Annotated in this window: 23 protein-coding genes; 10 read left to right on the top strand and 13 right to left on the bottom strand. The window is 66.0% G+C overall.

All coding sequences use genetic code 11. The annotated features are described in order from the left end of the window. Positions 1–4 precede the first annotated feature (4 nt). Positions 5–205 carry a hypothetical protein gene (locus ACZY0R_RS10615; protein ID WP_488858307.1) on the bottom strand — a complete coding sequence of 67 codons (201 nt, stop codon included), beginning with the start codon at positions 203–205 and terminating at the stop codon, positions 5–7. 98 nt (positions 206–303) lie between these two features. After that, on the bottom strand, positions 304–654 hold the full coding sequence (locus ACZY0R_RS10610; protein WP_488858306.1) for a hypothetical protein: 351 nt from the start codon (positions 652–654) through the stop codon (positions 304–306). A gap of 442 nt (positions 655–1096) precedes the next feature. Between ACZY0R_RS10610 and ACZY0R_RS10605 the strand changes: the two genes are divergently transcribed. Then, complete coding sequence (locus ACZY0R_RS10605) at positions 1097–2407, top strand: MFS family transporter (RefSeq protein WP_488858305.1); 1311 nt, start codon at positions 1097–1099, stop codon at positions 2405–2407. 18 nt (positions 2408–2425) lie between these two features. Here ACZY0R_RS10605 and ACZY0R_RS10600 read toward each other — a convergent pair whose 3' ends face one another. Then, positions 2426–3397 (bottom strand): pyridoxal-phosphate dependent enzyme, encoded by a 972-nt coding sequence (locus tag ACZY0R_RS10600; RefSeq protein ID WP_488858304.1) that lies wholly within the window; start codon positions 3395–3397, stop codon positions 2426–2428. 170 nt (positions 3398–3567) lie between these two features. Here ACZY0R_RS10600 and ACZY0R_RS10595 point away from each other — a divergent pair, with 170 nt between their 5' ends. After that, the gene (locus ACZY0R_RS10595) at positions 3568–4494 is read left to right on the top strand and encodes a LysR family transcriptional regulator (RefSeq protein ID WP_488858303.1); all 927 of its coding nucleotides are present in this window, start codon (positions 3568–3570) and stop codon (positions 4492–4494) included. Here ACZY0R_RS10595 and ACZY0R_RS10590 read toward each other — a convergent pair. From ACZY0R_RS10590 to ACZY0R_RS10575, 4 genes are read right to left on the bottom strand one after another with little or no spacing between them, the layout of a single operon-like run. Continuing rightward, positions 4491–5963, bottom strand: a complete 1473-nt coding sequence (locus tag ACZY0R_RS10590; protein ID WP_488858302.1) for an efflux transporter outer membrane subunit — start codon at positions 5961–5963, stop codon at positions 4491–4493. The two genes, ACZY0R_RS10595 and ACZY0R_RS10590, sit on opposite strands and share 4 nt — an antisense overlap. Then, on the bottom strand, positions 5963–6868 hold the full coding sequence (locus ACZY0R_RS10585) for an efflux RND transporter periplasmic adaptor subunit (protein ID WP_488858301.1): 906 nt from the start codon (positions 6866–6868) through the stop codon (positions 5963–5965). The genes ACZY0R_RS10590 and ACZY0R_RS10585 overlap by 1 nt, the downstream gene beginning before the upstream one ends. Next, a complete protein-coding gene (locus ACZY0R_RS10580) occupies positions 6865–7077 on the bottom strand; it encodes a DUF1656 domain-containing protein (RefSeq protein ID WP_045235883.1) in 213 nt (70 codons plus the stop codon). Before ACZY0R_RS10580 ends, ACZY0R_RS10585 begins: the two co-directional genes overlap by 4 nt. Then, positions 7071–9161, bottom strand: a complete 2091-nt coding sequence (locus ACZY0R_RS10575) for an FUSC family protein (RefSeq protein WP_488858300.1) — start codon at positions 9159–9161, stop codon at positions 7071–7073. Before ACZY0R_RS10575 ends, ACZY0R_RS10580 begins: the two co-directional genes overlap by 7 nt. 350 nt (positions 9162–9511) lie before the next feature. Between ACZY0R_RS10575 and ACZY0R_RS10570 the strand changes: the two genes are divergently transcribed. Next, the gene (locus tag ACZY0R_RS10570) at positions 9512–10405 is read left to right on the top strand and encodes a LysR family transcriptional regulator (protein WP_045235881.1); all 894 of its coding nucleotides are present in this window, start codon (positions 9512–9514) and stop codon (positions 10403–10405) included. A 98-nt stretch (positions 10406–10503) separates the two neighbouring features. On the opposite strand, the gene ACZY0R_RS10565 is transcribed toward ACZY0R_RS10570, so the two are convergent. Further along, entirely contained in the window at positions 10504–11406 is a 903-nt protein-coding gene (locus ACZY0R_RS10565) for a LysR family transcriptional regulator (RefSeq protein ID WP_488858299.1), read from the bottom strand. Between the two features lie 117 nt (positions 11407–11523). Between ACZY0R_RS10565 and ACZY0R_RS10560 the strand changes: the two genes are divergently transcribed. Genes ACZY0R_RS10560 through ACZY0R_RS10545 form a run of 4 tightly spaced genes read left to right on the top strand, consistent with a single transcriptional unit; the run spans position 11524 to position 14613 of the window. Beyond that, the gene (locus ACZY0R_RS10560; protein ID WP_488858298.1) at positions 11524–12510 is read left to right on the top strand and encodes a 2Fe-2S iron-sulfur cluster-binding protein; all 987 of its coding nucleotides are present in this window, start codon (positions 11524–11526) and stop codon (positions 12508–12510) included. 49 nt (positions 12511–12559) lie between these two features. Continuing rightward, complete coding sequence (locus ACZY0R_RS10555) at positions 12560–13816, top strand: aromatic ring-hydroxylating dioxygenase subunit alpha (RefSeq protein ID WP_488859630.1); 1257 nt, start codon at positions 12560–12562, stop codon at positions 13814–13816. Positions 13817–13819: 3 nt separating this feature from the next. Further along, entirely contained in the window at positions 13820–14293 is a 474-nt protein-coding gene (locus ACZY0R_RS10550) for an aromatic-ring-hydroxylating dioxygenase subunit beta (RefSeq protein WP_488858297.1), read from the top strand. A gap of 8 nt (positions 14294–14301) precedes the next feature. After that, positions 14302–14613: a non-heme iron oxygenase ferredoxin subunit gene (locus ACZY0R_RS10545; protein ID WP_488858295.1), complete on the top strand. Its 312-nt coding sequence runs from the start codon at positions 14302–14304 to the stop codon at positions 14611–14613. A gap of 483 nt (positions 14614–15096) precedes the next feature. On the opposite strand, the gene ACZY0R_RS10540 is transcribed toward ACZY0R_RS10545, so the two are convergent. The 3 genes from ACZY0R_RS10540 to ACZY0R_RS10530 form a co-directional block, all read right to left on the bottom strand. Then, on the bottom strand, positions 15097–16098 hold the full coding sequence (locus ACZY0R_RS10540; RefSeq protein ID WP_488858294.1) for a Bug family tripartite tricarboxylate transporter substrate binding protein: 1002 nt from the start codon (positions 16096–16098) through the stop codon (positions 15097–15099). A 90-nt stretch (positions 16099–16188) separates the two neighbouring features. Then, a complete protein-coding gene (locus ACZY0R_RS10535; RefSeq protein ID WP_488858293.1) occupies positions 16189–18156 on the bottom strand; it encodes an aconitase family protein in 1968 nt (655 codons plus the stop codon). Between the two features lie 141 nt (positions 18157–18297). After that, complete coding sequence (locus ACZY0R_RS10530; RefSeq protein WP_488858292.1) at positions 18298–19197, bottom strand: LysR family transcriptional regulator; 900 nt, start codon at positions 19195–19197, stop codon at positions 18298–18300. A gap of 449 nt (positions 19198–19646) precedes the next feature. Between ACZY0R_RS10530 and ACZY0R_RS10525 the strand changes: the two genes are divergently transcribed. The 3 genes from ACZY0R_RS10525 to ACZY0R_RS10515 are packed head-to-tail and all read left to right on the top strand — an operon-like array spanning position 19647 to position 24324. Continuing rightward, on the top strand, positions 19647–22481 hold the full coding sequence (locus ACZY0R_RS10525; protein WP_488858291.1) for a xanthine dehydrogenase family protein molybdopterin-binding subunit: 2835 nt from the start codon (positions 19647–19649) through the stop codon (positions 22479–22481). Further along, entirely contained in the window at positions 22478–23029 is a 552-nt protein-coding gene (locus ACZY0R_RS10520; protein WP_488858290.1) for a (2Fe-2S)-binding protein, read from the top strand. Before ACZY0R_RS10525 ends, ACZY0R_RS10520 begins: the two co-directional genes overlap by 4 nt. Then, positions 23029–24324: a c-type cytochrome gene (locus ACZY0R_RS10515; protein WP_488858289.1), complete on the top strand. Its 1296-nt coding sequence runs from the start codon at positions 23029–23031 to the stop codon at positions 24322–24324. The genes ACZY0R_RS10520 and ACZY0R_RS10515 overlap by 1 nt, the downstream gene beginning before the upstream one ends. Positions 24325–24416: 92 nt before the next feature. Here the strand turns inward: ACZY0R_RS10515 and ACZY0R_RS10510 are convergent, their stop codons facing one another. Both ACZY0R_RS10510 and ACZY0R_RS10505 read right to left on the bottom strand, forming a co-directional pair. Further along, positions 24417–24824, bottom strand: coding sequence for a hypothetical protein (locus ACZY0R_RS10510; protein WP_488858287.1), 408 nt, complete (start codon positions 24822–24824; stop codon positions 24417–24419). Positions 24825–25100: 276 nt separating this feature from the next. Then, positions 25101–25421, bottom strand: coding sequence for a DUF3470 domain-containing protein (locus tag ACZY0R_RS10505; protein ID WP_488858285.1), 321 nt, complete (start codon positions 25419–25421; stop codon positions 25101–25103). Positions 25422–25427 lie beyond the last annotated feature (6 nt).

The raw sequence follows: 25427 nt of genomic DNA, 5'->3' as shown, positions 1-25427 counted from the left end.
ATGCTCAGCTTGGCTTGCCGTCGGCGCCGGGAGCGGCAGCCGCTTGATTGGACTTCAGCGCGCAGGGGGTCTGCGCTTGCTGCTTCGCTTGTGCCTGCTTCTGGGCGCGAGCGCGCTCGATGACAGTCCAGTCCGGGCCGGCAAGAGCCGGCAGCGAGGAAGCGAGGGCGGTGACGCTAAGCAGCGCCAGCACGATGGTTTTCATGATTTGTCTTGAGACAGAGGAATAGCAATCGGGGATCTTGATACTTGCCGGCCAGCCCCCGGGCGAGGGAACCCAGGGGCCGGACCGGCCGCGCTGTATCAGGCGCTGGCCTGGCTGTTGGCTGCCGCGCCATGCGCCGGCGAAGCCGACACACCGGTCAGGTCGCGGCCGGCAAGCTCCAGAGCCGCGGAGACGCCGCCATGCGCGCCGTCCGTGAACGGGTCGCGGCGGTCGTTGGCACGCGCGCCGTCGCTGAACGCGTCACGGCGGTCGTTGACGCGTGCGCCGTCGCTGAACGGGTCGCGCTTGCCGTTGTGCAGTGCGTAGCCGTACTTGTCGCCGGCGTTGGTGCTATCTTTCGGACCCATTGCGTTGGCTTGCGTCGATGCCAGTACGCACACACCGAATGCGGCTGCGGAAACGAGGGTCGTGAAGAGCTTCTTATTCATGATGCTGCTTGATTCCAGAATTTGGCGGCACTTTCCACTTAACGTGGAGCGGGATAGGCGGATCTGCGTCCCGCATGTCGTCTGTTTCGCCTTTTGATCTGCACCGGCGCGATGAGTGGCGCGGTACAGGTCCATAGTGTAGTCACGGCGAACCATTCCTGTGATGAATTAAACGTCTCAGTTCCAGTCGTTTTTTTCACAATCCACAGCCAGGCGAATTCCTTTGTCACAACGGGGGCGGGCGCCCGTCATCCATGCGAAACCCGACTGATCAGCGTGACATTAATTCATGCCGGCAATGCGAACGGCATGGGTACACTCCGCACGCCGCAGCAGGTGAAGCCGGGCATCCCCCACGGTCTCCGCGCGGTTCCCTGCCCTCCGGTCGCCCTCCCCCGGTCACCGGCTGCCATGACAACAAGCCCCCCCGGCCGCACCCTGAATGACAGAATCCGCTTCCGCCGCATCACGCAAACCGCCCTCCCCGGAAGACATCCGCAAGCGCATCTTCGCCATCGTCGCGGCCTCATCCGGCAACCTGGTTGAGTGGTTCGACTTCTACGTCTACGCGTTCTGCGCCATCTACTTCGCGCCCTCCTTCTTTCCAAAGGCGGATCCCACTGCGCAACTGCTGAATACCGCCGGCGTATTCGCTGCCGGCTTCCTGATGCGGCCGATCGGCGGCTGGCTGTTCGGCCGCATTGCGGACCGCCACGGGCGCAAGAGTTCTATGCTGATTTCGGTATTGATGATGTGCTTCGGCTCGCTGCTGATCGCTTGCCTGCCCACCTATGCCAGTATCGGCAACTGGGCACCCGCCCTGCTGCTGCTGGCGCGGCTGCTCCAAGGCTTGTCGGTCGGCGGTGAATATGGCACTACGGCGACCTATATGAGCGAGATCGCGCTCAAGGGCCGGCGCGGATTCTTCTCGTCGTTCCAGTACGTCACGCTGATCGGCGGCCAGTTGCTGGCCGTGCTGGTGGTGGTGGTGCTTCAGCAACTGCTGGACGAAGCCGCGCTCAGGAGCTGGGGCTGGCGCATTCCCTTTGTGATCGGCGCGCTGACCGCGGTCGTCGCGCTGGCACTGCGGCGCACGCTGCACGAGACGTCGTCCGCCGCCACGCGCGGCAGCAAGGAAGCCGGCAGCGTCGCGGCGCTCTTCCGCCATCACAAGGCGGCGTTCTTTACCGTGCTGGGCTATACCGCCGGCGGCTCGCTGATCTTCTATACGTTCACCACGTATATGCAGAAGTACCTGGTGAACTCCGCGGGCATGTCCATCAGGACGGCAAGCACGGTGATGACCGGCTGCCTGTTCCTCTACATGTGCATGCAGCCGCTGTTCGGCGCCTTGTCGGACCGCATCGGCCGGCGCAGCAATATGCTGGCCTTCGGCGCGCTCGGCACCCTCGCCACCGTGCCGATCCTGAGCGGGCTGCAGATTGTCTCCAGCCCGCTCGCCGCCTTCCTGCTGATCTCCCTGGCGCTGGCGATCGTCAGCCTCTACACGTCGATCAGCGGCATCGTCAAGGCGGAGATGTTTCCGCCCGAGGTGCGCGCGCTCGGCGTGGGGCTTGCCTATGCCATCTCCAATGCGATCTTTGGCGGCTCGGCCGAATACGTGGCGCTGGCCTTGAAATCGGCGGGGCACCAATCGTCCTTCTACTGGTATGTGACGGCAATGATGGCCCTGGCGTTCGTGGTCAGCCTCCGCCTGCCACGGGAAGCCAGGCACCTGCGTCACGAGGATTGAGGCGAGCGGCGGGAAGCGCTAGCCCTCGCACCCCCATGCCTGCAATTGTTCAGCAGTCGCGCCGGCGCCGCCGCAAACGATGACCAGCACATCCGTTGCCGCCATCACCGCCGCCGGCCTTTGCTCCAGGGCGGCCAATGCCGCGCCGCACGCCGGTTCCACGACGATGCGGTGCTCCGCCAGGAAGCGCAGGCACGCGCTGACCGCGGCCTTGTCCGAGACCACCTGGCTGACGATCGGATGCCGCGAGGACCACTCGATCGCCTTGTCGCAAGGGCGCTTCGCCCCCAACGAGGTCGCAATGCTGGTGACTGCCGGCAGTTCCACCGGCGCGCCTGCCGCCAGCGAGGCCGCGTAGGATTCGGCGCCAACGGTCTCGGCCGCAATGACCGGCACGTCGCCCCAGCCGTTCCGGTGCAGCCCGGCGAGCACGCCGCACAGCAAGCCGCCGCCGCCCACCGACAACACCACGGCGCCGGGCTTGATGCCGGTGGCAGCGACCTCGTCGATCATGGTCGCGTGGCCTTCCCAAAGCAGGGGATCGTCGAAGGGATGGATGAATGCGTAGTCCTGTTTCATCAACGAGAGCGCGTGATCGTTTGCCTCGCTCCACGCGCGTCCGTGAACGATCAGCTCGGCGCCTTCCATGCGGATGCGCTCGCGCGCCGCGGCGGATGTGCTTTCGGGCACGACGACAGTGACCGGCACGCCGAGAAGCCTTCCGCTATAGGCGACGGCAATGCCGGCATTACCGCCGGAAGAGCAGACGAAGTGCTTTGCCCCCCGCTCCTTGTGGACGCGGCAAGCATGGCCGATTCCCCGCGCCTTGAACGAGCCGGGGGGCTGGAGCGCTTCCATCTTGAACCACACCGACCGGCCCAGCCGCTGCGAATAGGACGTGGATCTCAGCAGCGGCGTGACGATGTGCAGGTCAGGTTCGTGCGCTGCCCCGCCAGGGGCGCCTGGCAGTGCGTGGTCAGAATTGGACATGTGAAGCGTGTTGGTTCGGCAATGAGGGATGCTGCATGGTAGGAGCCGGACTGCCATGCGGTCAAATGCTTACTGAATGCAGAAGCTATACTTTAAAGGCATAGGCTTGTCACCGTCATGGCGACGGGATTTGCCAGCGGCACGAGATCCCCGGAGCAAAGACAGCACGAATGCGCAACATCGAAACCCGGCACTTACGCTACTTCATCGCCGTCGCGGAGGAAGGCAGCATCATTGCGGCCTCCCGGGCCCTGAACATCACCCAGCCCGCCTTGTCGCGGCAGATCCAGAACCTGGAGGGCGCCATTGGCGTCCCTTTGTTCGAGCGGCATGCCAAGGGGGTGCAGCTTACCGATGCCGGGGTGAGCTATCTGCAGGATGCGAAGCAATCCCTGCTGCAACTGGAACAGGCGCGCGACCGCGCCCATCGCATTGCGCAGGGACAGACCGGTTCGTTCAGGCTGGGCATCATGCCGAGCTACCTGGCTTCACGGGTCACGCTGTCGATTCTCGAACACTATCGGGAGCACAACCCGGAGATCCTGCTGTCGATCGAGCCTCTGCTGTCATTGCAACAGGCGCAGGCGCTTAGAAGCGAGCAGCTCGACGGCGGCATCATGGCCTGGCGCACGGCGGACGATGCCAGCCTGAGCGGCATCCGCTTGTACCGGGAGCACTTCGTGCTGGCGGTGCCGGCGCAAGCCTCGCCGCCCGCCAGGCGCCCGCGGCGGCTGGCCGATATCGCCAGCGAACGCTTTGTCTGGTTCAGCCGGGAAAAGTCGAGCGCGCAGCACAGCCTGCTGATGGCGGCCTGCGCGAACGCGGGCTTTACCCCGCACATCGTCCAGATCGGCACCGACACGCCGACCATCCTCGGCCTGGTGGCCGCGGGCATGGGATGCGCGCTGGTGCCAGCCAGTTCGCAGCTGCATGCGCCACCGGCTGTTGCATTCATCGCGCTGGCCGACCTGACGGAGCGCGTCGATATCGAGTTCGTGTACTCGGCGGCGCGCCGCTCGCCGCGCGTCCAGCGCTTTATCGAGTCCGTGCGGCACGTCACCGGCAAGAAGGCGAAATCCGCACGCGGCAATGCCTAGTGGTGCTCGCTTGGGTGGTCGCCTGCCGCAGTGTGCTCCTCCACCTTTGGGCTGTTCTGCCATCCTCCGCCCAGCGCCAGGAAGAGGTTGATCTGGTTAAGGGCGACCTGGCTGTCCGATGCCGCCAGCGCGGCATCGGCCCCGGCCAGCGTGCGGTCGGCATCGAGACTGGACAGGTAGGGCACGCGGCCCGCCTGGTACAGCATCCGGTGCTGCCGCGCCACTTCATTGGCGTCGTCGCGCGCCACGCGCAGGGACTGGTTGCGCTCCAGTTCGCTGGTGTAGGCGCTGAGCGCCGTCTGGGTTTCCTGCAACGCCTTCAGCACCACGCCATCGAAGCGGGCCAGCGCGGCGTCCGCGCCGGCTTCCATGCCATGGATGCGCGGGCGCACGCCGTTGGTGGGCAGGTTCCAGGTCAGTAGCGGGCCCATGCTCCAGCGGGCGGTCGGGCCCGTGCCGAGGTCGCTGAGCAGGCCGCTCAGGCCGGCCGACGCGCCGATGCGGATGGAGGGGTAGAGATCTGCAGTGGCCACGCCGATTTTCGCCGTGGCGGAGGCCAGTTCGCGCTCCGCCTGCCGCACGTCCGGCCGGCGCTTGAGCAGCGCCGCGCCGTCCCCTACCGGAATCGCCTGGCGCAGCCGCGGTTCCTCCTTGCACTCGGATTCCGCCTCGGGCAGTGCCGCCGGCGGCTTGCCCAGCATGACCGCGAGCCGGTAGGCCGCGCTTTCCTTTTCCGCCCTGAAGCGTGGCAATGCCGCACGCAGGGTCTCGGCTTGCGCCCGGGCACGCAGCATGTCGGTGGGCTGGCCACGGCCGGCGGCCACCATCTTGCCGGCGATCTCCACGCCACGCGACTGCAAGGCAAGCTGGTGCTCCGCCACTTCCAGCTCATGCGTGGCGGCGCAGCCCTGCACATAGGCGCGCACGGTTTGCGCCACCACGCTGACCCGCGCCGCGTCCAGCGCGGCCTGGCTCGCCTCCGCGCTAGCCAGCGCGGCCTCGTCGGCACGGGCCAGCTTGCCGAAGAAGTCCACCAGGTAGGACACCGAGAAGCCGAAATCGCCCAGATTGAAGACCGGTAGCTTCTCTTTGATCAGGAAGCTCTCGCCCGCGATCTGCGCGCGCTCGGTCTTGGCGGACAATGCCGCTTGCGGCAGGTTCTCCGACTCGACCTCGTGGTAGATCGCAATGGCGCGCCGCAGGTTGGCGGCGGCAACGCGCAGCTCGGTATTGGCGGTCAGCGCCTGCCGGACCAGCTTGTCGAGCCTGGGGTCGTCATACAGGCGCCACCAGTCGTCCGGTACCGGCGCAACGGCGACGGCCGGATTCGCCGTGCCAAGCAAGGGGCCGTTGGCCTCCGGCGCGCGTACGGCGGCTTGCTCCGGCACGTGGTAGTCGGGGCCCACCGTGGTGCAGGCGAACAGCAGCGGCGCCAGCGCAGGTAGCACGGCCAGACGGAGCTTGTTCATCACGCGCCCTCCCCGTCACGCAGGACAGGAATGCCCTTGCCGGGCTCCGCTACGGACACCGTCGCCGTGCGGCCGGAAACGAGCCGCACCCCGGCCGGCACGTCGTCGAGCACGATGCGCACCGGCACCCGCTGCGCCAGCCGCACCCAGTTGAAAGTGGGGTTCACGTTCGGCAACAGATTGGAGCCGTTGCTGCGGTCGCGGTCCTCGATGCCGGCGGCAATGCTCTGCACATGTCCGTGCAGGAGGGTGCGCTCGCCCATGATGCGCACCGTCACGGGGTTCCCGATGCGGATGCCGTGCAGCTTGGTCTCCTCGAAATACCCTTCGACGTGGAAGGAGTCCGTGTCGACCATCGACAGCACGGGCCGGCCCGTGGTGACGTAATCGCCCAGCCGCGGCAGGCGGTCGTTGAGGAAGCCTTCCACCGGGCTGACCACGCTGGTGCGGGCAAGGTTGAGTTTCGCCAGGGCGACGGCGGCTTCGGCTTGCGCCAGCGCCGCTTCGCCCTGCTGCACCCTGGCCTGCCCTTCCTCCACCACTTCCGTGGCGACCACCTCGGACAGGTTGCGGCTGCGGGCGGCCTCCCGGCGTGCCTGCGCCAGCGTCGCGCGCTGCGCGGCTGCCGTCGCCATGGCTTGTTGCAGCGCCAGCTGATAGCGGTCCTGGTCGATCACGAACAGCACCTGCCCGCGCCGCACGCGCTGGTTATCCTTGACCAGGATGCGCGTGACCAGCCCGGAGACATCGGGGGCAACCTGCACCACGTCGGCGCGCACGTGGCCATCGCGCGTCCATGGCGCGATGGTGTAGTAGTCCCACAGGTGCCTGACGACGAACAGGGCGGCAACCGTGGCAAGCACGGTCAGCAATACGGGGCCCAACAAACGGAATTTGAGTTTCATGATTGCAGCGATCGGGCCATGGCGACCACGCCACCCAGCACGATCAGGTAAAGGGCGAGATTGAACAGCGACCGGTGCCAGACCAGCCGGTAGAAGCCCACGCGGGCGAGCACCGCGCGCATGCCGGCGGTGATGGCAAAGGTCAGCAGCATCAGCGCCAGCAGGCCGGGCACGAACACGCCGTAGATATCGATTTCCGCGCTCAGCATTTGTGTTCCGCCTGCAAGGGAAGCGGCAAGGCAGGCAAGGGATGCGCCGGCCGCGCCGCCGCCTGCTCCGCAGGATATAGCGTGACCCGAAGGGCGATCAGCGCGGCGAGCGCATGGCGGGCGCTCTCACCCAGGGTTCCGGCGCTGTCGGATTGCAGGGCGACCTCGCGAATCGCCTTGTCGATCCGCTCGGACAGCGCATCCGGGGGCGCCATCGCGTGCCCGGCTTTCAGCCGTGCGCGGAAATGCAGCGCGACCGCATTCAGCACCCTGGTCACGCCCCGGCGCGCGGCGGGGCGCAAGGCCGGCAGGTTGCGCTGCAGCGCCAGCGCGCCAAACCCGACCTGCAACTCGGCAAAGCCGTCCGACGACATCTTGTCGTCGCTGGCCGCGAGCCGGGGCACGAGCTGGCTGAGCCGGTCGAGCATGCGGCCGCCCAGCTTTGCCTGCTCGCCGGGCTCGCGCCGGGTCGCGGCCTGCGCCAGGTCCTTCCAGCTGGCGCGGATCAGCCGGTGCGCGGCCACGCGGGCGCCGAACGGCCGCGTGGCCATGGCCCACAGCGGCGCGAACAACATGCCGCCGATACTGGCAAGGCTGCTGTTGAAGGTGCCGAGGAAGTTCGTATCGTAAACACTCTGCACATTGGCAAAGGATGCCGTATTGACCGACAGCAGCATGGCGATCAGGTTGAAGCCCGGCCGCGAGATCAGCATGCCGATGCCCATGTAGGGCACGGCCAGCATGCCCACCAGGGTTTCGAAGTTGTGTGCGTTCGGCACCACCAGGAACAGGTAGAAGGAAGAGACGGCGAAACAGAAACAGCTCCAGCGCAAAAAGGAATGCGCCACCGGCCGCGGCTCCTCGATGGTGGCAAAGAAGCAGCACGCGATCGACGCCACCGCGACCGACCCCGCCCCGTCCTCCCATCCCGAGACGATCCACAGCATCCCCGCGCAGAACACGGCGAGGCTGGTCGAGCACGCATAGAACAGCAGCATGGCGTGATCGTGGTGATGCGCCCGGTCCGCACGGTCGGCTCGGTGGCTACTGCGGCCGCGGTGCGCCGCCGCCGCGCCCGCCGCCTGGTCGCCGATGCCGCGCTGCAAGGCGTGGCAGTCTTCGCACACCTCCGCCAGCTTGCGCAGGTGATCGTTGGCGGTGGCGACCAGGCCGGCATGCCAGCCCGGCGCCTTCCCGTACCCGGCCCACGGCCCGGCCGCCGGCTCCAGCGCGGGCCGCGGGCCATCGAAGCCAGCGTGGATCCAGCCCGACATGTCGGCCATATGGCGCGCCAGTTGCTCCGGAATGCCAGCCGCGTGGCGCCGCAGGGCCTGCAGGACAGCCGCCAGCGAAGACAGCACAGGCAGCAGCATCGTCATCCGCTCGCGCAAGGCGCGCGCATGGCGCAGGGTGTCCGCGCTTTCCGTGTCGTAGGACAGCTGGGTGATCAACTGGTCCAGCGCGAGGATATCGGCGGCCAGCCGGTGGCGGCTGCCATGGCGCGTGGCATTGGCGTCCGGATCGGCGGACAACATGTCGGCGGCCCAGAGCGCCGCGTCCGCCAGCCAGGTGGCGGAGCGGGCGCGCAGCGCCGGTGCCACCTTTGCCGGAAAGACGATGGCGCCCACCATACCGGCGCAGACGATGCCGATGACAATCTCCTCGATGCGCGCAACGGCGATGTCGAAGACCTGCGCGGGGTCGCTGACCGACGGCAGCGCCACGATCGGCAGCGTGTAGGCCGCCAGCAGGAACACATAGCTGCGCGGCGTGCGTTGCAGCAGCGAGAGATAGAGCAAGGCGCCGGTCCACAGTGCAATCGCCCCCATCAGCATGACGGGCGCGTTGACCAGCAAGGGCACCGTGACCACGGCGGCGGTCGCGCCCAGCAGCGTGCCCGCCACGCGATAGGCTGCCTTGGAGCGGGTGGCGCCCGTCAGCGGATGCGACACGAAATAGACGGTTGCCATGGCCCAGTACGGGCGGGGCAAGCCCAGTGCCAGCGCGATATAAAGCGCCAGCATCGAAGCGGCGAATGCTTTCAGCGAAAAGAGCCACTGCCGTGCGCTCGGCCAGCTAGGCATGACGTGAACCTGTTGTTTTTTGGGGGGCGCTCGATGTATTCACGCCGGCGTGGCACGCTGGCGGACAGGGGCGATGAACCAGGACGATCGGGCCGGCCGGCTAGGTGTTCCGCCCAAGGCGGCGTGCAACGGGACGCAGGCGCATCGCACGGGGGGCGGCGATGGCGGTTGGGCGCGTTTGCGCACGGGCATTCATCTTGTCTTCCTTGGCTTCCAGATCCGGCGCCGGGTCCCTGCAACGGCAGCCCGGCGCCGCGTAGAAAAGAAGTGTAGCCAACTGGCTAGCATTCCGAACATGATTTAAAATTGCCATCCCTATTCGCTTTTTTCATGGCAAAGGAAGTACCCCCATGCCCATCGATATCCGTGCCCTGCGGTACTTTGTGGAAACCGTGCGCCTCAAGAGCTTCACGCAGGCGGCTGCGTCCCTGTTCGTCACGCAATCCACCATCAGCAAGATGGTGCGGCAACTGGAAGACGAGATCGGCCAGCCGCTGCTGATCCGCGAGGGCAAGCAGGTCCAGATGACCGACGTGGGGCGGGTGGTCTACGAACGCGGGCAGGAAGCGCTGGGCGTGGTGCACCGGCTCACGCTGGAAGTGGCCGACCTCTCCTCCCTGGGCCGTGGCCAGCTCACGGTAGGGATTCCGCCCATGGCCAACCTGTTCTTCTCGCCGGCCGTCAGCGCCTTCCGCCAGCGCTATCCCAACCTGGACCTGAACCTCGCCGAGCATGGCGGCCACATGGTGGAACAGCAAGTGGCGAGTGGGGAACTTGAAGTCGGCGCAACGGTGTTGCCCAGGGATAGCGACCTTGCCCTGGCCACGCGCGAATTCGCCAAGTATCCGATCTGGGTGGCGGGATCACGCAAGGCCAGCTGGGCCAAGGGCAAGACCGTCACCCTGGCGGCGCTGCGCGACGAGCCCCTGCTGCTGCTGACAGAAGACTTCTCCCTGACCCGGAAACTGCGGCAAGCCTTCCTCGAGGCCCGCATCGAACCGCGGGTCGTGGCGCAAAGCGGACACTGGGAATTCCTCGCCTCGATGGCAGCGGCCGGGCTGGGCACCACCTTCCTGCCGCAGCCGCTGCTGTCCAAGCTGCAGCTCGAGGACAAGCTGGCCGTGGCGCGGCTGACGGAACCCACCATGGACTGGGCGCTGGCGCATATCTGGGCGCAGGGGCGGTATCAGTCGCACGCGGCGCGGGCGTGGTTGTCGGTATGCGCGGAAGTTCTGGGGGCTTGAGGGTGGGCCTTGTGGGCAGGCGGGGAATGCAGATGCCGCCTTTCCCATGGAAGCGGGAATAGGGAATTTGGAATAGGGAATCGCCTCCGGCACCGCATTTACTTCGAGAACGCCTCAAATACCAACTGCCGCAACCACTGGCTGGCCGGCTCCCGATTGTTCCGGGCGTGCCAGAGCACGTTGATCACGATATCGGGAATCTTGACCGGGCACGCCGCCGTCTCCAGGCCAAACGGCTTTAACGTCCGCTCCGCATAGGCCTCCGGCACCACCGCGATCATGTCCGTCGTCTGCAGGATATGGCCCACCGCCACGAAGTGCGGCACCCGCAGGCGCACCTGCCGCGGCACCCCCGCGCGCTGGATCACTTCGTCCACCATGCTGTGGCCGGTCCCGGCCGCCACGATCGCCACATGCTCGGCGTTGCTGAACGAACCGATCGTCATGCCCTCGCGCGCCAGCGGATGGCCCTTCCTGAAAATGCAGACGTAACGCTGCCGGAACAGGCGCCGCTGGAAGAAACCGGCCTTGAGATCCGGCATGAAGCCGATCGCCAGGTCGACGCGCCCGCTTTCCATCTCCTCGCGCAAGTTGACCGTATGGTTGCGCACCGTGCTGATGGTTACGCCCGGCGCCACCTTCGACAGCCGTTTCATCAGGTCCGGGAGGAAATAAATCTCGCCGATATCCGTCATGGCGATGGTGAAGTTGCGCGTGCTCGAGGCCGGCTCGAAGGCCGACTGCGCGTTGAGCGTGTTGTGGATGGCACCAAGCGCATAGCCGATCGGCTCCGCGAGATTCTCCGCGAACGGCGTGGGCACCATGCCCTTGGAGGTCCGCAGGAACAGTTCGTCGCCAAGCAGCTTGCGCAAGCGATTGAGCGCGTTGCTGATGGCGGGCTGGGAAATGCCCAGCGCCTCCGCCACCGCGGAAACGCGGCGCAGGCGAAGCAATTCGTTGAACACGACCAGCAGGTTCAGGTCGATTTCCCGCAGTTCCATCCCGCCTCCTTTATCACTCACAGTGATATGACGTATCACCTTCCTTCTATTTATTTATTCTACCTGCCGCGCCAATATGCGGACAACGACAGCAAGCATCGTTGGAGACAAAGCCCCATGGAAGTATCCATTCATCCGCTCGCGCGCACGCTCCGCGTGCAGCCCGGCGACAACCTGCTGGACGTGCTGCGCGCCAACCAGGTTCCTATTTCATACAGCTGCATGGCGGGACGATGCGGCACCTGCCGCTGCAAGATGGTGGGCGGCCGCGCACTGGTTGCCGGGCCCGAGGATTCCCGCGCGCCCATGGCGGCGGGGGATACGGTGCTGGCGTGCCAGACCACGCTGGTGGAAAGCTGCGCGATCGAGATTCCCGAACTCGACGAAGTCGTGGTGCACCCGGCAAAGATCCTCAAAGGCACGGTGACCGGCCTGGAGGACCTCACCCATGACATCAAGCGCGTTCGCGTGGGAATTCCGAAGCCGCTCGACTTCTCGCCCGGGCAGTACGCGACGCTGCAGTTCACGCCGCGCCATATCCGCCCCTACTCGATGGCGGTCGCGCATGGCGCCGATGAACTCGAGTTTCACATCCGGCTGGTGCCCGACGGGCGCGTCACGTCCTATGTGGCGTCGGAGCTGAAGGTCGGCGATGCCATCCGCGTCAGCGGTCCGCTGGGCACGGCCTACCTGCGGCGCAAGTGCGACGGCCCGGTAGTGTGCATTGCCGGCGGCACCGGCCTCGCGCCGATCCTGTCGATCCTGCGCGGCATGCTCGATGCCGGCATGCGCAATCCCGTGCATGTCTACTTTGGCGTCCGCACGCAGGCGGACGTGTATGGCCTGGAGTGGCTACGCGAACTGCAGGCGCGCCACGCCGCGCTGCACGTGCATGTAGTGGTGGCGGCAGCCGGTGACGGCGACGGCTTCCGGGGCGGCGTGGTGACCAAGGCGGTCGCTGACGACTGGGCACATATGGGCGGCTGGCGCGCCTATCTCGCCGGCGCCCCCGTCATGGTCGACGCCGCCTCCATCCTGCTCAGGCAGAAAGGCATCGACCCCGAGCACATCCACGCCGACGCATTCCATGCCAGCGGCGTCTGAGACATCCCGACAAGAGACCACACGGAGACAAGCCATGCACGAACAGGCCATGCGCGAACAGGCTATTGCATTCAGGAAAAAGGAATGGAAGGACGAAGGCTCAAGCCGGATTCCGTTCTGGGCCTATACCGACGACGATATCTACCGGCAGGAGCTGGAACGCTTCTTCTACTCGGGCCACTGGTGCTACATCGGGCTGGAAGCGGAAATCCCGAACCCGGGCGACTTCAAGCGCACGGCGGTCGGCGAGCGCTCGGTGATCGCCAGCCGCGCGGCGGACGGCGAGCTCTACGTGGTGGAAAACGTCTGCGCGCACCGCGGCGTGCAGTTCTGCCGCGAGCGCTCCGGCAATCGCAAGGACTTCACCTGCCCCTATCACCAGTGGAACTACGACCTCAAGGGCAACCTCGTCGGCGTGCCGTTCCGGCGCGGCGTCAAGCTCGACGGCAAGGTCAATGGCGGCATGCCAGCCGACTTCGACCCGAAGGCGCACGGCCTGACCAAGCTCAAGGTCGCGCGGCGCAACGGCGTGATCTTCGCCTCGTTCGATCACGAGGTGCCCGAACTGGAGGACTATCTCGGCCCGGCCATCCTGGCCTACTTCGACAGGGTCTTCGACGGCCGCAAGCTGACGATCCTCGGCTACAGCCGCCAGCAGATTCCCGGCAACTGGAAGCTGATGCAGGAGAACATCAAGGATCCGTACCACCCCGGGCTGCTGCACACCTGGTTCGTGACGTTCGGGCTCTGGCGAGCCGACAACAAGTCGGAGCTCAAGATGGATGAGCACTTCCGCCACGCGGCGATGATCTCCACGCGCGGCCAGGGCGGCAAAGGCGAAGTGACCAGCGGAGTGTCCAGCTTCAAGGAGCAGATGAGCCTGCACGACGACCGCTTCCTCGACGTGGTGAAGGAAGACTGGTGGGGCACGCCCACGGCGGTGATGATGACGCTATTCCCCAGCGTCATCATCCAGCAGCAGGTGAACTCGGTTTCCACCCGGCATATCCAGCCGGCCGGCCACGGCTCGTTCAACTTCGTGTGGACGCACTTCGGCTTCGAGGACGACGATGCCGACATGACCCGGCGCCGGCTCCGCCAGGCGAACCTGTTCGGTCCGGCCGGCTTTGTCTCGGCCGACGACGGCGAAGTGATCGAATTTTCCCAGCAGGGCTTCGAGCAGAAGCCGTTCCACCGGACGGTGACGGAACTGGGCGGACGCGAGATCGGCGATACAGACCACATGGTGACCGAGACGTTGATTCGCGGCATGTACAACTACTGGCGCCGCGTGATGGAGGCTTGAGACATGCTCGACTTTGAAACCTACTCGCAAGTGCTGGCGCTGTATGCGGATTACGCTGCGGCGCTCGACAACAATGAATGGGGGAAGTGGCCGGACTTTTTCACCGAGGCGTGCGTCTACAAGCTGCAGCCGCGCGAGAACTACGACGGTGGCTTCCCGCTTGCCACGCTTTCCTTCGAGAGCCGCGGCATGCTCAAGGACCGCATCTACGGCGCGACCGAGACCATCTTCCATGATCCGTACTACCAGCGGCATGTGGTCGGCATCCCTCGTATCCTGAAGGCCGATGCGGAGCGGATCGAGGCCGAGGCCAGCTACGCGGTCTTTCGTACCAAGCCGGACGGGCTGTCCACCGTGTACAACGTGGGCCGCTATATCGATGTGATCCGGCGCACCGGGGAGGGCTTGAGGTTTGAGTCCCGGCTATGCGTTTTCGATAGCGAGATGATCGCCAATTCCATTATTTACCCGATTTGAGGTGTGCTATGCCTAAGCAATGGATTCAAGTGATACAGCTGGTCGCGATTCCTAAGGATGATGTCGTGGCGGTTAATGCTGGTGGCAGGGAGATCGCGCTGTTTAGCGTGGGGGATGAGATTTATGCGACGGATAATGCTTGCAGTCATGGTAACGCGCGGCTGTGTGATGGGTTTCTCGATGGACACGAGATTGAATGCCCGTTGCATCAGGGGAGGTTCGATGTGCGCACCGGGCGGGCTATGTGTGAGCCGCTGACTGGTGATATTGAGGTGTTTGGGGTGAGGGTTGAGGGTGGGGGGGTGTTTGTGGAGGTTTAGGGGGGGCTTTATTTGAGCGGTGTTGGCATCTTGCACCCAAAGGATTACGACATCCCCCTGCGGGGGACGCCGGTCACTTTTCTTTGCGTTCGGCAAAGAAAACTAACGAAAAGAAAGCCGACCCTGCCGGGGGAAGAGCAATCGCGCGTGCGAGGGACAGGAGATTCGTAGTACGGCCACTGTTCTGCTGGCATCTGCCGGTACCGGCTCGAATGACCACGAATCTGCCAATTTCCGGGATTCGTGGTGGGGCCCCCGGTAGCGGAATCCTTGCCCATTCGACCATCTGCCGTTACCGGCGCGAACCACCACGACACAGCGCCCGCCAATGGTTTCGTGGTGGGGCGGGCGCGGTGGTCAAGGTCTCGGGCTCTTCAATGCGGTGCCACCGCGCCCACGACGAAATCGGCATCGCTTGCAACTTCGTGGCTGGTCACTCCGCTTGCGAAAGTCGGCTTGAATTGGGAGATTCCCGCTGCGCCCTCACTCCACGGCAATCGCCGCGCTCTTGATCAGTGCCTGGCTCCTGCCCAGTTCGTCGCGGATGAGGCGGGCGGTCTCTTCGCCATTGCCGCACTTCACGACGAAGCCCTGCGCGGCGAACAGGTCCTTGGCCTTGGGTGCGGCCAGCGCCTTGACCAGCGCCTGCTGTAGCCGCTTGGCGACGTCCTTGGGCAAACCAGCGGGACCGACCAGTGCGATCCAGGCATCGTAGGCATAGTCCTTGACGCCCGATTCCGCCAGGGTCGGCACCGCCGGCAGGCTGTCCAGCCGCGCCGGCGTACTCACCGCCAGCGCCCGGAGCTTGCCGGCCTTGATCTGCGGCAGGGCGGACGGCGTGGCCAGGAAGGCGGCGTTGATCTGGCCGCCGAGCACATCGGTCAGCAACGTGTTCACGCCCTTGTAAGGTACGTGCAGCATATCGATGCCGGCCTTCGATTTAAGCAGTTCGCCCGCCAGATGCAGCACGCTGCCTTTGCCGGACGACCCGTAGCTGAGGCTGCCCGGATGCGCCCGCGCCGCCGCGAGCAGTTCCTGCACGGTCTTGTACGGCGAGCCCGCACCCACCACCAGCACCAGCGGGGTGGTGCCGATCAGCCCCACGGCGGTGATGTCCTTTACGCTGTCGTAGGGAATATTGCGGTACAGGCCGGGGTTGATGGCATGGTTGGACGACACCACCGCGAGCGTGTAGCCATCGGCGGCGGCGGACACCAGTTGCCGCGTGCCGGGAATGCCGGCCGCCCCTGGAATGTTCTCCACGTAAAACGGCTGCCCAAGTTCATGGCCCAGCCCCTCGGCCACTACGCGCGCGACCACGTCGGCTGTGGAGCCCGGCGAGTTCGGCACGATCAGGCGCACGGTCTTGGCAGGATACTTGTCGGCGGCGTGGGCGGCGGGAGCGCCGATGACCGGGAATGCGATGGCGGCGACGGCAAGCAGCCGCCCCGCCGCACGCAGGACGCGCGAGATATTGGGGAACATCTTTGTCTCCTGTGGATGGCGGCCGGGATCTGTCGCCCGGCTATGGATGCCGCCGCGTCCCCGCTTGCGCGGGGACGCCGGGGTGTGCTGCTAGGACGCGGGTGCGGCGCGGCTTGCCTGCAATTGCCCGAATGTGCTGATCTGCCCCGCCAGCGCGCTTGCGGCCACCGTGTAAGGACTGGCCAGCCAGACCTGACCCGGCCCCGAGCGGCCGGGGAAGTTGCGGTTGATGGCGCTGATGGTGACCTGCTCGCTGGTGGTGGAAGCGCCCGGTCCGCAGTTGGCGCAGGAGCCGCAGCCCGGCATGACCAGGGTGGCGCCGGCGGCGGCGAAGGTGTCCAGATAGCCGCGCGCTTCGCAATATTCCTTCACGCCGAGCGTGCCGAACTGCAGGAAGAGTTGGGTACGGGACGACACCTTGAGGCCGTGATCCAGCCCCCAGCGCAACACCTCGTGGTAGTAGTCGAAATCCTCGCGTTTGCCGGCCGTGCAGGATCCGCCGTAGGCAATGTCTACCGGGACGGACTGGTCCAGCGTGTCGGCCGCGATGCCGTTGCCGGGGTCGCCGGGGCGCGCGACCATGGGGGCAATGGCAGTGGCATCGATGCGGATTATGTCGCGGTAGCTTGCGCCGGCATCGCTGCGCATCCAGTCCTCAATGACAAAGTCGACGCCGCGCCGCGCCTTCAGGAAGGCCACGGTCTTGTCGTCGGGTTCGACGATGCCGGTGAAGCCGCCCAGCTCGGCGACCATGTTTGTCAGCGTGGCGCGCTCGTCGATCGACAAGGCACGTACCGTGCTGCCGGCATATTCAAACACCATGCCGATGGCGCCGCCGGAGCGGATCGCGTCCATCTGCAGCAGGTAGAGCACGATGTCCTTGGCCGTCACGCCCTTGGCCAGTTCTCCCTCGACCTCCACGCGCAGCGTCTCCGGCACCTTGCAGCGCACATAGCCGGTGACCCAGCTATTGGCGACATCGGTGGCGCCGGCGCCGAACGCCAGGCAGCCGAGCGCGCCCGAATGCGGCGTGTGCGAATCGGTGCCCACCACCACCTGCCCCGGCAACGCGTATTGCTCGGCCATCAGCGCGTGGCAGATGCCTTCCGAGCCTGGTACATCGCCCTTCAGCGCGTTGTGCGAGCGCACCGGGTAATCATGCGCAAGGCCGTCATGGCCCTGCATCAGGTTGGCCACGCCGGGCAACAGGCCATCACGTACATGCGGATAACTCTGCGCCGCCAGCACCAAATGATCCTGGAAGGCGATGATATGGTCGGGCGCGTGCAACGCCGCCGGCTTGCCGAAGGCGCGATGCATCAGATGCGCGCACATGCCGGTGAAATAGTCGTGCGAGAAACGCCAGTCCGCCGCCACGAATACGCCCTGCCCACGTTCAGCACTCGGCGTGCCAGGGAGCAGATGGCGGGCGATGATCTTTTCCACCAAGGTGCGCGGTGCGGCGTTGCCCGTTGCCTCCGTGCCCTGCGCGCCCTCGCCCGCCGCCGGCCAGTTCGCCGCGCGGCTATAGGCCAGCAGGCCGCCTGCACGAATCACCTGCCGGGTCAGCGCGTCGCGCCCGGTCAGAAAGGTCTCGATTGGGATCGCCTCGCCCGCCAGCACCCTGTCAAGCACGGTGAAATCCGTGGTGGTGAGAATGCCGATGTTGTCGCAGTTCTGCTGGTAGATGCGCTCGAAGCTCTCCGCCACGATCAGGCGGATGCCTGCCGACAGTTCGGCCAGCGGACTGGACTCGCGCGACGAGCCTTTGCCGTAGCGCTTGCCAGCCACCGTGACCGCAAAGCCGCCATTGCGCACGGCATCGCGGCCGATGGGCTGCTCGCCGCCAGCCTGGAAGCCCACGTAGGGGAATTGCCCGAGGCGTTCGTCGTAGGTGAGCATCACCGTGACCGGGGTGATCTCGTCGGTGGAGATGTTGTCGCGCAGTGGGCCCGCTGCTGCCAGGGTCATGGGCCTGCCCTCAAGCTGGGCGCGCACGCAGGCGGGGTCTTGCGACAGGTACAGCACGCGGCCGCTGAAGCGAATGGTGTCTTCCATCGTGGGGGCTTCTCCTTCTGATGGCCCCACTATATGTTTTGGCGCCGGACGGGCAAAGTGCGGAGTCGGCATGGCAGCCGTCTCGGTTCGAGACGGCTGCCTGCCTTGCTATCGTTGCTATTGCCGAAACCGCTATTGGCGCTATTGCCGGCAGAGAAACCCCACCAATGCCGCGGCACTGGCCGAAAGCTGCTCGCGCGACTGGAACACCACCACCAGTTGCCGCGTGGCCCACGCATCCGCCAGGGGCCGCGCCGCCACGTCAAGCGTGTTCAGGTAAAGCTCGCCCACCTGGCGCGGCACGATGGCGATGCCCAGACCGACATGCACCATGCGGCACAGCGCATCCAGGCTGGCCACCCGGATCTTGATCCTGAGCGCTGCATTCAGGCGTGCAGCCTGATCCGACAACAGCCGGCTCAGCGCGCTCTCTTCCCGCAGCGCAACAAACGTCTCGCCCAGCAAGTCCGCAAAGCACACCGCCGGCGCCGAGGCCAGCGGATGGCCGCCCGGCACCAGTACGCATAGCTGGTCCTCCCGGTACGGCAGCGATACGAACTGCTCCACCCCCGGGATAGCGTTGCAGATACCAAAATCCGCACTGCGCTCGCCAACCTGGCGCAGCACCTCGGGGCTATGCTGCTCCTCCAGCTCGATGCCGACATCGGGATACACCCGGCCAAAGGCCGCCAGGTCCTCCGGCAGGAACTGCACGATGGCGCCGAGATTGCATACCATCCGCACATTCCCGCGCGCGCCCGAGGAAAATCGCGACAATTCCGCCCCGAGCGCCTCGATATTGCCGATGATGGCCAATGCATGGCGCAGCACCGTCTCGCCCACTGGCGTGACCGTGATGCCGCGCGGATGCCGCTGGATCACCGGCAAGCCGATCATCGCCTCGATCTCGGCGATGCGGCGGCTGACCGCCGACGGTGCAATGAATTCACGCTCGGCGGCGCGGGCAATGTTCTGTTCCTGGCAGACGGCGACGAATAGCCGCAGCGAGGTCAGGTCGAGTTTTCTGAGCAGGTTGTCCATGGCTGCGATGCTACAACGATCAGGCATCGCAGACGATGCCGGACGACGATCGCGCGGCACGCCCATGTGACGCTGGTTTGTGCTCCGCACAACGCGCTACTTCAATGCTGCCCGCAACGGAATGACACGGCCGTGATAAGCATTATTCAGCCCGCCCTGTTGCTGCCGCACTCCCGACGGCGCAGAATCCGCGCCCCGGCGTGTACTTCCACGCCTAGAATAAAAGCTTGCATTGCCCCACAGATCACCAGCCCAGTCTTGCGTCGTAATCCGCGCCGGTGCCGTACTTCGTGCCCGCGCCCTCATGTACGGAGACCTCGATTGCCGCTGCGCCTCGCCTTCCGGTTCTTCCCGTCTCGTTCGCCCGGCTGCCCAGGCCGGACGCGTCAGGCCGTGTATCTCGCCCGGACGCCGCCGCAGCGGCATCAGCGCATTCCCAAGGAAAATCCATGGCTAATTTCAGCCCTTCGCGCCGCACGTTCCTGAAGGCCAGCGTCGTGGCCGGGGTATCGGTGTATATCGCACCGATCGGCGGCAAGGCCTTCGCGGCCTTGTTCGAAGAAAAAATCCTGACCCCGGTCCAGTGGGACCCCAAGACCGGCGCCCCGAATTTCCGCATCGACGGCATGGCCAAGGTCACCGGCGACAAGGTCTTCGCCCGCGATATCCGTTCGCGTGACATGCCGCACTGGCCCAAGGCGCAATCGCACGCCTTCATCCTGCGCGCCACCAAGGCGGACCGCAGCTATGCGGGCTTCGACCTGGCGTTGCTGGGCGACGATCTCAAGCCCGACCGCGTAGTCACCGCCGCGGACCTGACGCGCGACGGCGTGGCCTTTCCCGCCTTCTATGGCGAAGACATGCTGCTGCCGGAAGGCAAGACCCCGGCCTATCTCGGTCATGCCGTGGCAATCCTGATCTATCACGATTTCGCCCGTTTCCGCTTTGCCAAGGACAAGCTCAAGTTCCACGACGAGATCATCCGCTACGGCGCCAGCACCGGCCCGCTGGAGCGCGATCCCTGGGGCACCTTCCGCTTCGTGCGGGTGGGCGGTGAGACGCCGTTCGACGATGATGTGTTTTCCAGCCTGAAGAATGCGCCGCTGTTTCCCAGCATGATGCGCAAGCACGAACCGGTCTGGCCCGACGGCAAGGACCACGGCCAGCTCGGCGAGCAGGGCATGTTCCACGCCGGCCAGATCCGCCAGCAACTGGACCAGCCGCCGGCCGACTGGCTGGTGCTGGAGCGCGAGTACAACACGCAGTCCGTCGATACCGCCGCGCTGGAACCGGACAACGCCAACTGCTGGTATGACGCCGGCACGCAGGCGCTGCACATGGTCGTGCCGACCCAGTCCCCCATCGAAGTCGGCGAAAGCGCGGCGGAGATGATGGCCAGGGCCAAGGGCGTGTTCCCGGTGAAGCAGGTGTTCGTCCATCCCTGCTACACCGTGGGGTATGGCTCCAAGGATCACTACAACTTCCCCTTCTATGGCCTGGTGACGGCGCTCTACGCCGACGGCAAGCCGGTGCGCCTGGCCAACGACCGCTACGAACAGTTCCAGACCGCGATCAAGCGGCACGCCTTCAGGATGCGCTACCGCATCGCGGTGGACAAGAGCACAGGCCTGTTCCAGTCCTTCCAGGGCGACTTCGAGGCCAATGGCGGCGGCCGTGCCAACTTCTCGCCCTCGGTGGCAATGGTGGGGGCCACCGCGGCGCAGTCGATCTATTACTTCCCGAAGAACGACCTGACCGCCGTGGCCATAGCCTCGCGCGCCATTGATGCCGGCTCGGCACGCGGCTACGGCACGCTGCAAAGCATGGCGGCCACCGAGATGATGGTCGACGAGTTCGCCGAGCAGCTCAAGCTCGACCCCATCGAGTTCCGCCTGAGGAATGCGCTGCGTTCGGGCATGAAGAATACGCAGGGCGCGATCCCCGCCGGCGCCATCCGCGTGGATGAAGTGCTGGAGGCGGCCAGGGCCCATCCGCTCTGGAACGGGCGCGCGAAGAAGAAGGCGGATTTCGAGGCGAGCCATCCCGGCCGGCGCTACGGCGTGGGCTTCGCCTGCGTGCAGAAGGACTTCGGCACCGGCGCGGAAGCCTCGTTCGCCAAGGTGGAGATGCGCGCCGACGGCACCATCGCCCTGCATCACTGCGGCGCCGAGATCGGCACCGGCATGTCGACCTCGCAGGCGGTGGCCGTGACGCGCTGGCTGGGCAAGCCAGCCACCGAAGTGCGCGTGGCGATCACCGACTGGCCCGACCTTCCCGTCACCGCCACCGGCGATCCTTACCTGATGAGCCAGGCCGACCAGGACAAGCTGTCGGCCAATCCGCGCTGGTCGCCCGCCTACGCCTCGCCTTCCAGCGCGACCAATTCGGCCTACTACTTCACCCACAGCACCCGCGAAGCCGCGCGCGTGGTCTTTATGCACGGCCTATGGCCCGCTGCCATGGCGATCTGGAGCCAGGGCGTCGGCGGCGGCCAGGCGGCCTCGCTGGTAGTACGCGTGGAGGATGCGCGCTGGGTCAAGGGCAAGCTCACCGCCGGCGGCCTGCAGGCGCTGCCCTACGAACAACTGGCGAGGAAGGCGCACGAGCTTGGCCTGGTCACGGGCGCCACGGTGCACGTGTTCAATCGATGGCAATGGAGCGAGGCCGATTTTGAGGTCGACGGCACGGCCGCCCGGCTGCCCATCGACGGGCTCTCGGTACGCTACGGCGATGGCGCGGACGCCGCGCGCAAGGCGCGGATGACCACCAGCGGCGGCTACCAGGTGCTGGACCGCAAGAAGGTCTACATCGCCCCGACCCAGCGCAACAACGCGAGCGTGACCTATTACAGCGCGGTGGCCACGCTGGTGGAGCTGTCGGTGGCTGAGGCAAGCGGCAAGGTGGATATCCTCAGCCACCACTCCATCATGGAATGCGGCTCGCAGTTGTCGCCGGAACTGGTGTCCGGGCAACTCCAGGGAGGCATCGCCATGGGCATCGGCCACGCGCTGCACGAGTTCCTGCCGCTCTATGAGGACGGGCCCGGCAACGGTACCTGGAACTTCAACCGCTACCACCTGCCGCGCGCCAGCGACGTGGCGGTGTGGTCGCAAACCGGGATAGTCCTGCCGCCCGTGTCCGACACCGATCCGCCCAAGGGCATCGCCGAAGTGGTGATGATTCCGGTGGTGGGCGCCATCGTCAACGGCATCGCGCATGCCATCGGCCATCGCTTTACCGCCCTGCCGGTCAGCGCCGAAAAGATTCAGGAGATCCTGGCATGAGCATCGCCACCCAACCGCTTTCCCTCAATATCAACGGCAAGGACGTTGGCCCCATCGACGTGCCGGAAGGCCTGATGATGATCGACTTCCTGCACGAGTACCTGGAACTCACCGGCTCGCGCCTGGGCTGCGGCCAGGGCATCTGCCACGCCTGCGTGGTGATCCTGGACAGAGCCGACGGCAGCAGCGAGGAAGTGCGCGCCTGCATCACCGGCGCGCACTACTTCCAGGGCAAGAAGGTGCGCACGGTGGAAGGCCACGCCAGGCGCAACGACAAGGGCGAGGTGGTGGAACTGTCGCCGGTGCAGCAGAAGTTCCTGGAGCACTTCAGCTTCCAGTGCGGCTACTGCACGCCGGGCTTCGTCAACGGCGCGACCATCCTGGTGGAGCGGCTGAAGCGCCAGCCGGTAGCGCGGGGCAAGGTCGACGAGACCATCACCGCGGCGCTCAACGACCATATCTGCCGCTGCACCGGCTACGTGCGTTACTTCGAAGCCGTCAAGGACGTGGTGGTCAACACCCCGGGCCTGGTAAAGGAAGACAAGTGATGATGAGCCAGCCCAACATCCTCCGGCGCGCGCGCACCACGCTGGCGACAATGGCCGCGCTGGGCGCGGCCCTGCTGGCTGGCTGCGGCGACCACGCCGCCCCGATCGACACCGCCGCCGACCAGCAACCCGCCACCAAGCTCTCTCCCGCCGACGAGATCGCACGCGGACGCTACCTGGCGCGCGCCGCGGATTGCGCCGCCTGCCATACCAGCGCCCAGGGCGCGCCCTTTGCCGGCGGGGTGGAACTAGCCTCGCCATTCGGCACCTTTTACGGCACCAACATCACGCCGGACAAGGACCACGGCATCGGCAAGTGGAGCGCGGACGATTTCTACAAGGCGCTGCACGACGGGGTCACGCCGGACAAGCATCTCTACCCGGCCATGCCCTACACCTCGTATCGCGGCCTGTCGCGCGGCGACACCGATGCGATGTACGCCTACCTGATGCAGCTGAAACCGGTTGCCGTGGCCAACAGGCCGCACGATCTCAGCTTTCCATACAACATGCGCGCGGCGCTGCCCGGCTGGAACCTGCTGTTCCTGAAGAACCAGCTGCCCGCCGCCTCCACCGGCCAGACCCCGCCCTGGCAGCGCGGCCGCTACCTGTCCAATGCACTGGGCCACTGCGCCGAATGCCACACGCCGCGCGCCGCGTTCGGCCGCCTGGACGCAGCCAAGGCACTGGCCGGCGCCGCGCTCGGCCGCGTGGCCGCGCCGGACATCACCCCCGCCGGCTTGGCCGCGCGCGGCTGGACGGGCGCGGACCTGCAGACCTTCTTCGCCACCGGCATGGCGCCGCAAGGCTCGGCTTACGGCGAGATGTTCCCCGTGGTCCATCTCAGTAGCCAGTACCTGAACAAGGCCGACCTCGCCGCCATGTCGACCTACCTGCTGGGCGACCAGCCGCCGCTGCCCCAGCCACTCAAGCCGGCCAACGCGGACGCGGCCCGGTTCAAGCCCGGCCGCCAGCATTACCTGGCCGTCTGCGCTGGCTGCCACGGCCGCGAGGGCGAGGGCAAGCCGCACGTGGCGGTGGCGATGCTGGGCAACTCCACCGTGCGCAACGCCGACCCGCACAACCTGATCGTATCCATGCTCGACGGCATCGAAGCCCAGAAATTCCCCGGGCTGGAGAGCATGCAGGACATGCCCGGCTTTGCGTCGCACCTGAGCGACGCGGAGCTTGCCGACCTGGCCAACTACCTGCGGGCGAGCTACGGCGGACAACCCGGCGATGTGAGCGCGGACAAGGTGAAGGCCCTGCGCGCGGAAGCGGGCAAGGGCCATTGACGGAGGGCGCCGGCGCGGGCGTGCCGGCGCCCTGCCCGGTTCACGGGACGTTGCACTCCGAAGGGTTGGGGCTCAGGAAGGCTGACAGGCGCTCAGGCGCCGTCGAGGAAGGGGTTGCGCTGGCCCAGGCGCGTCCCGAGCGCATCCGGAGCCAGGCTCATGCTGGCGGAGTCCATTGCCGGGTTGGGGCTGCGGCCCAGCGTCGGGTCAACCGGTGCGGGCGCCATGCCCGGCTGAACCGGCTGTTCGGCACTTTGCGCATAAGGATCGCGTGCGGCCGGCAGCGTCGCCTGGGCCGACGGCGCTGCCGCCGGCATGGCTTGCACAGGCTGCGCGGATGGCACCGACTGGGCGGATTGCATAGGCTGGGTGGATTGCATCGGCTGAGTCATCGGCATCGGCTGGCCCGGCTGAATGGGCTGGGCCTGCTGCGCGAACAGCGGGTAGGACGCGATCATCGCGCCAGCCATCAACAGGGATTTCGCCAGATGTTGCTTCATTCGTGTACCTCCAAAAAACGCCTTCAGGCATGGGAAGGACCACTGTAGCGCCGAGGTACCTGACATTTTGTTTGATTTTGCAACAGTCATTTACCAGCGTTGCCATCGACGCCAAGGCGCGCTATCCGCGCGCGCTCGATCGTTGTGCTGCCACCAGAGAGCGCGGACGACTGACTAGTGTGCCGAGCACCCGAAGCTGCCAGGCGCTTCCTGATCCTCTGCACGGCTGACCGCATGGAAGGCAGCTCTCCGTGGCGATGGCCCATCTCCTGCTCCCTAGACCAGCAACGCCCTCTTGTTTTCCAGAAACGCCCAATCGTCCGCATCCGGCAGCGGCCCGTCCGCAATTTTCACCACCGGCCACTTCTGCGCCAGCTTGTCATTGAGTTCAACGAAACCGAGTTCCTCCTCTGTCAGGTCGTAGTCATTCTTGATGGCATTGACCGGGCATACCAGGGTGCAGATCGTGCAATTCAGGCAGGCCGACGGGTCGATCACCATAAAGTTCGGCCCCTGATGGAACGCATGCACGGGGCAGACTTCCGCGCAATCTCCATAGCGGCAGTTGATGCAAGCTTCAGTGACGACGCAAGCCATGGCGAC

The sequence above is a fragment of the Cupriavidus sp. F041 genome, from assembly GCF_057814235.1.
The sequence above is the reverse complement of the archived record's forward strand: the minus strand, read 5'-3'. Positions and strand labels throughout refer to the sequence as shown.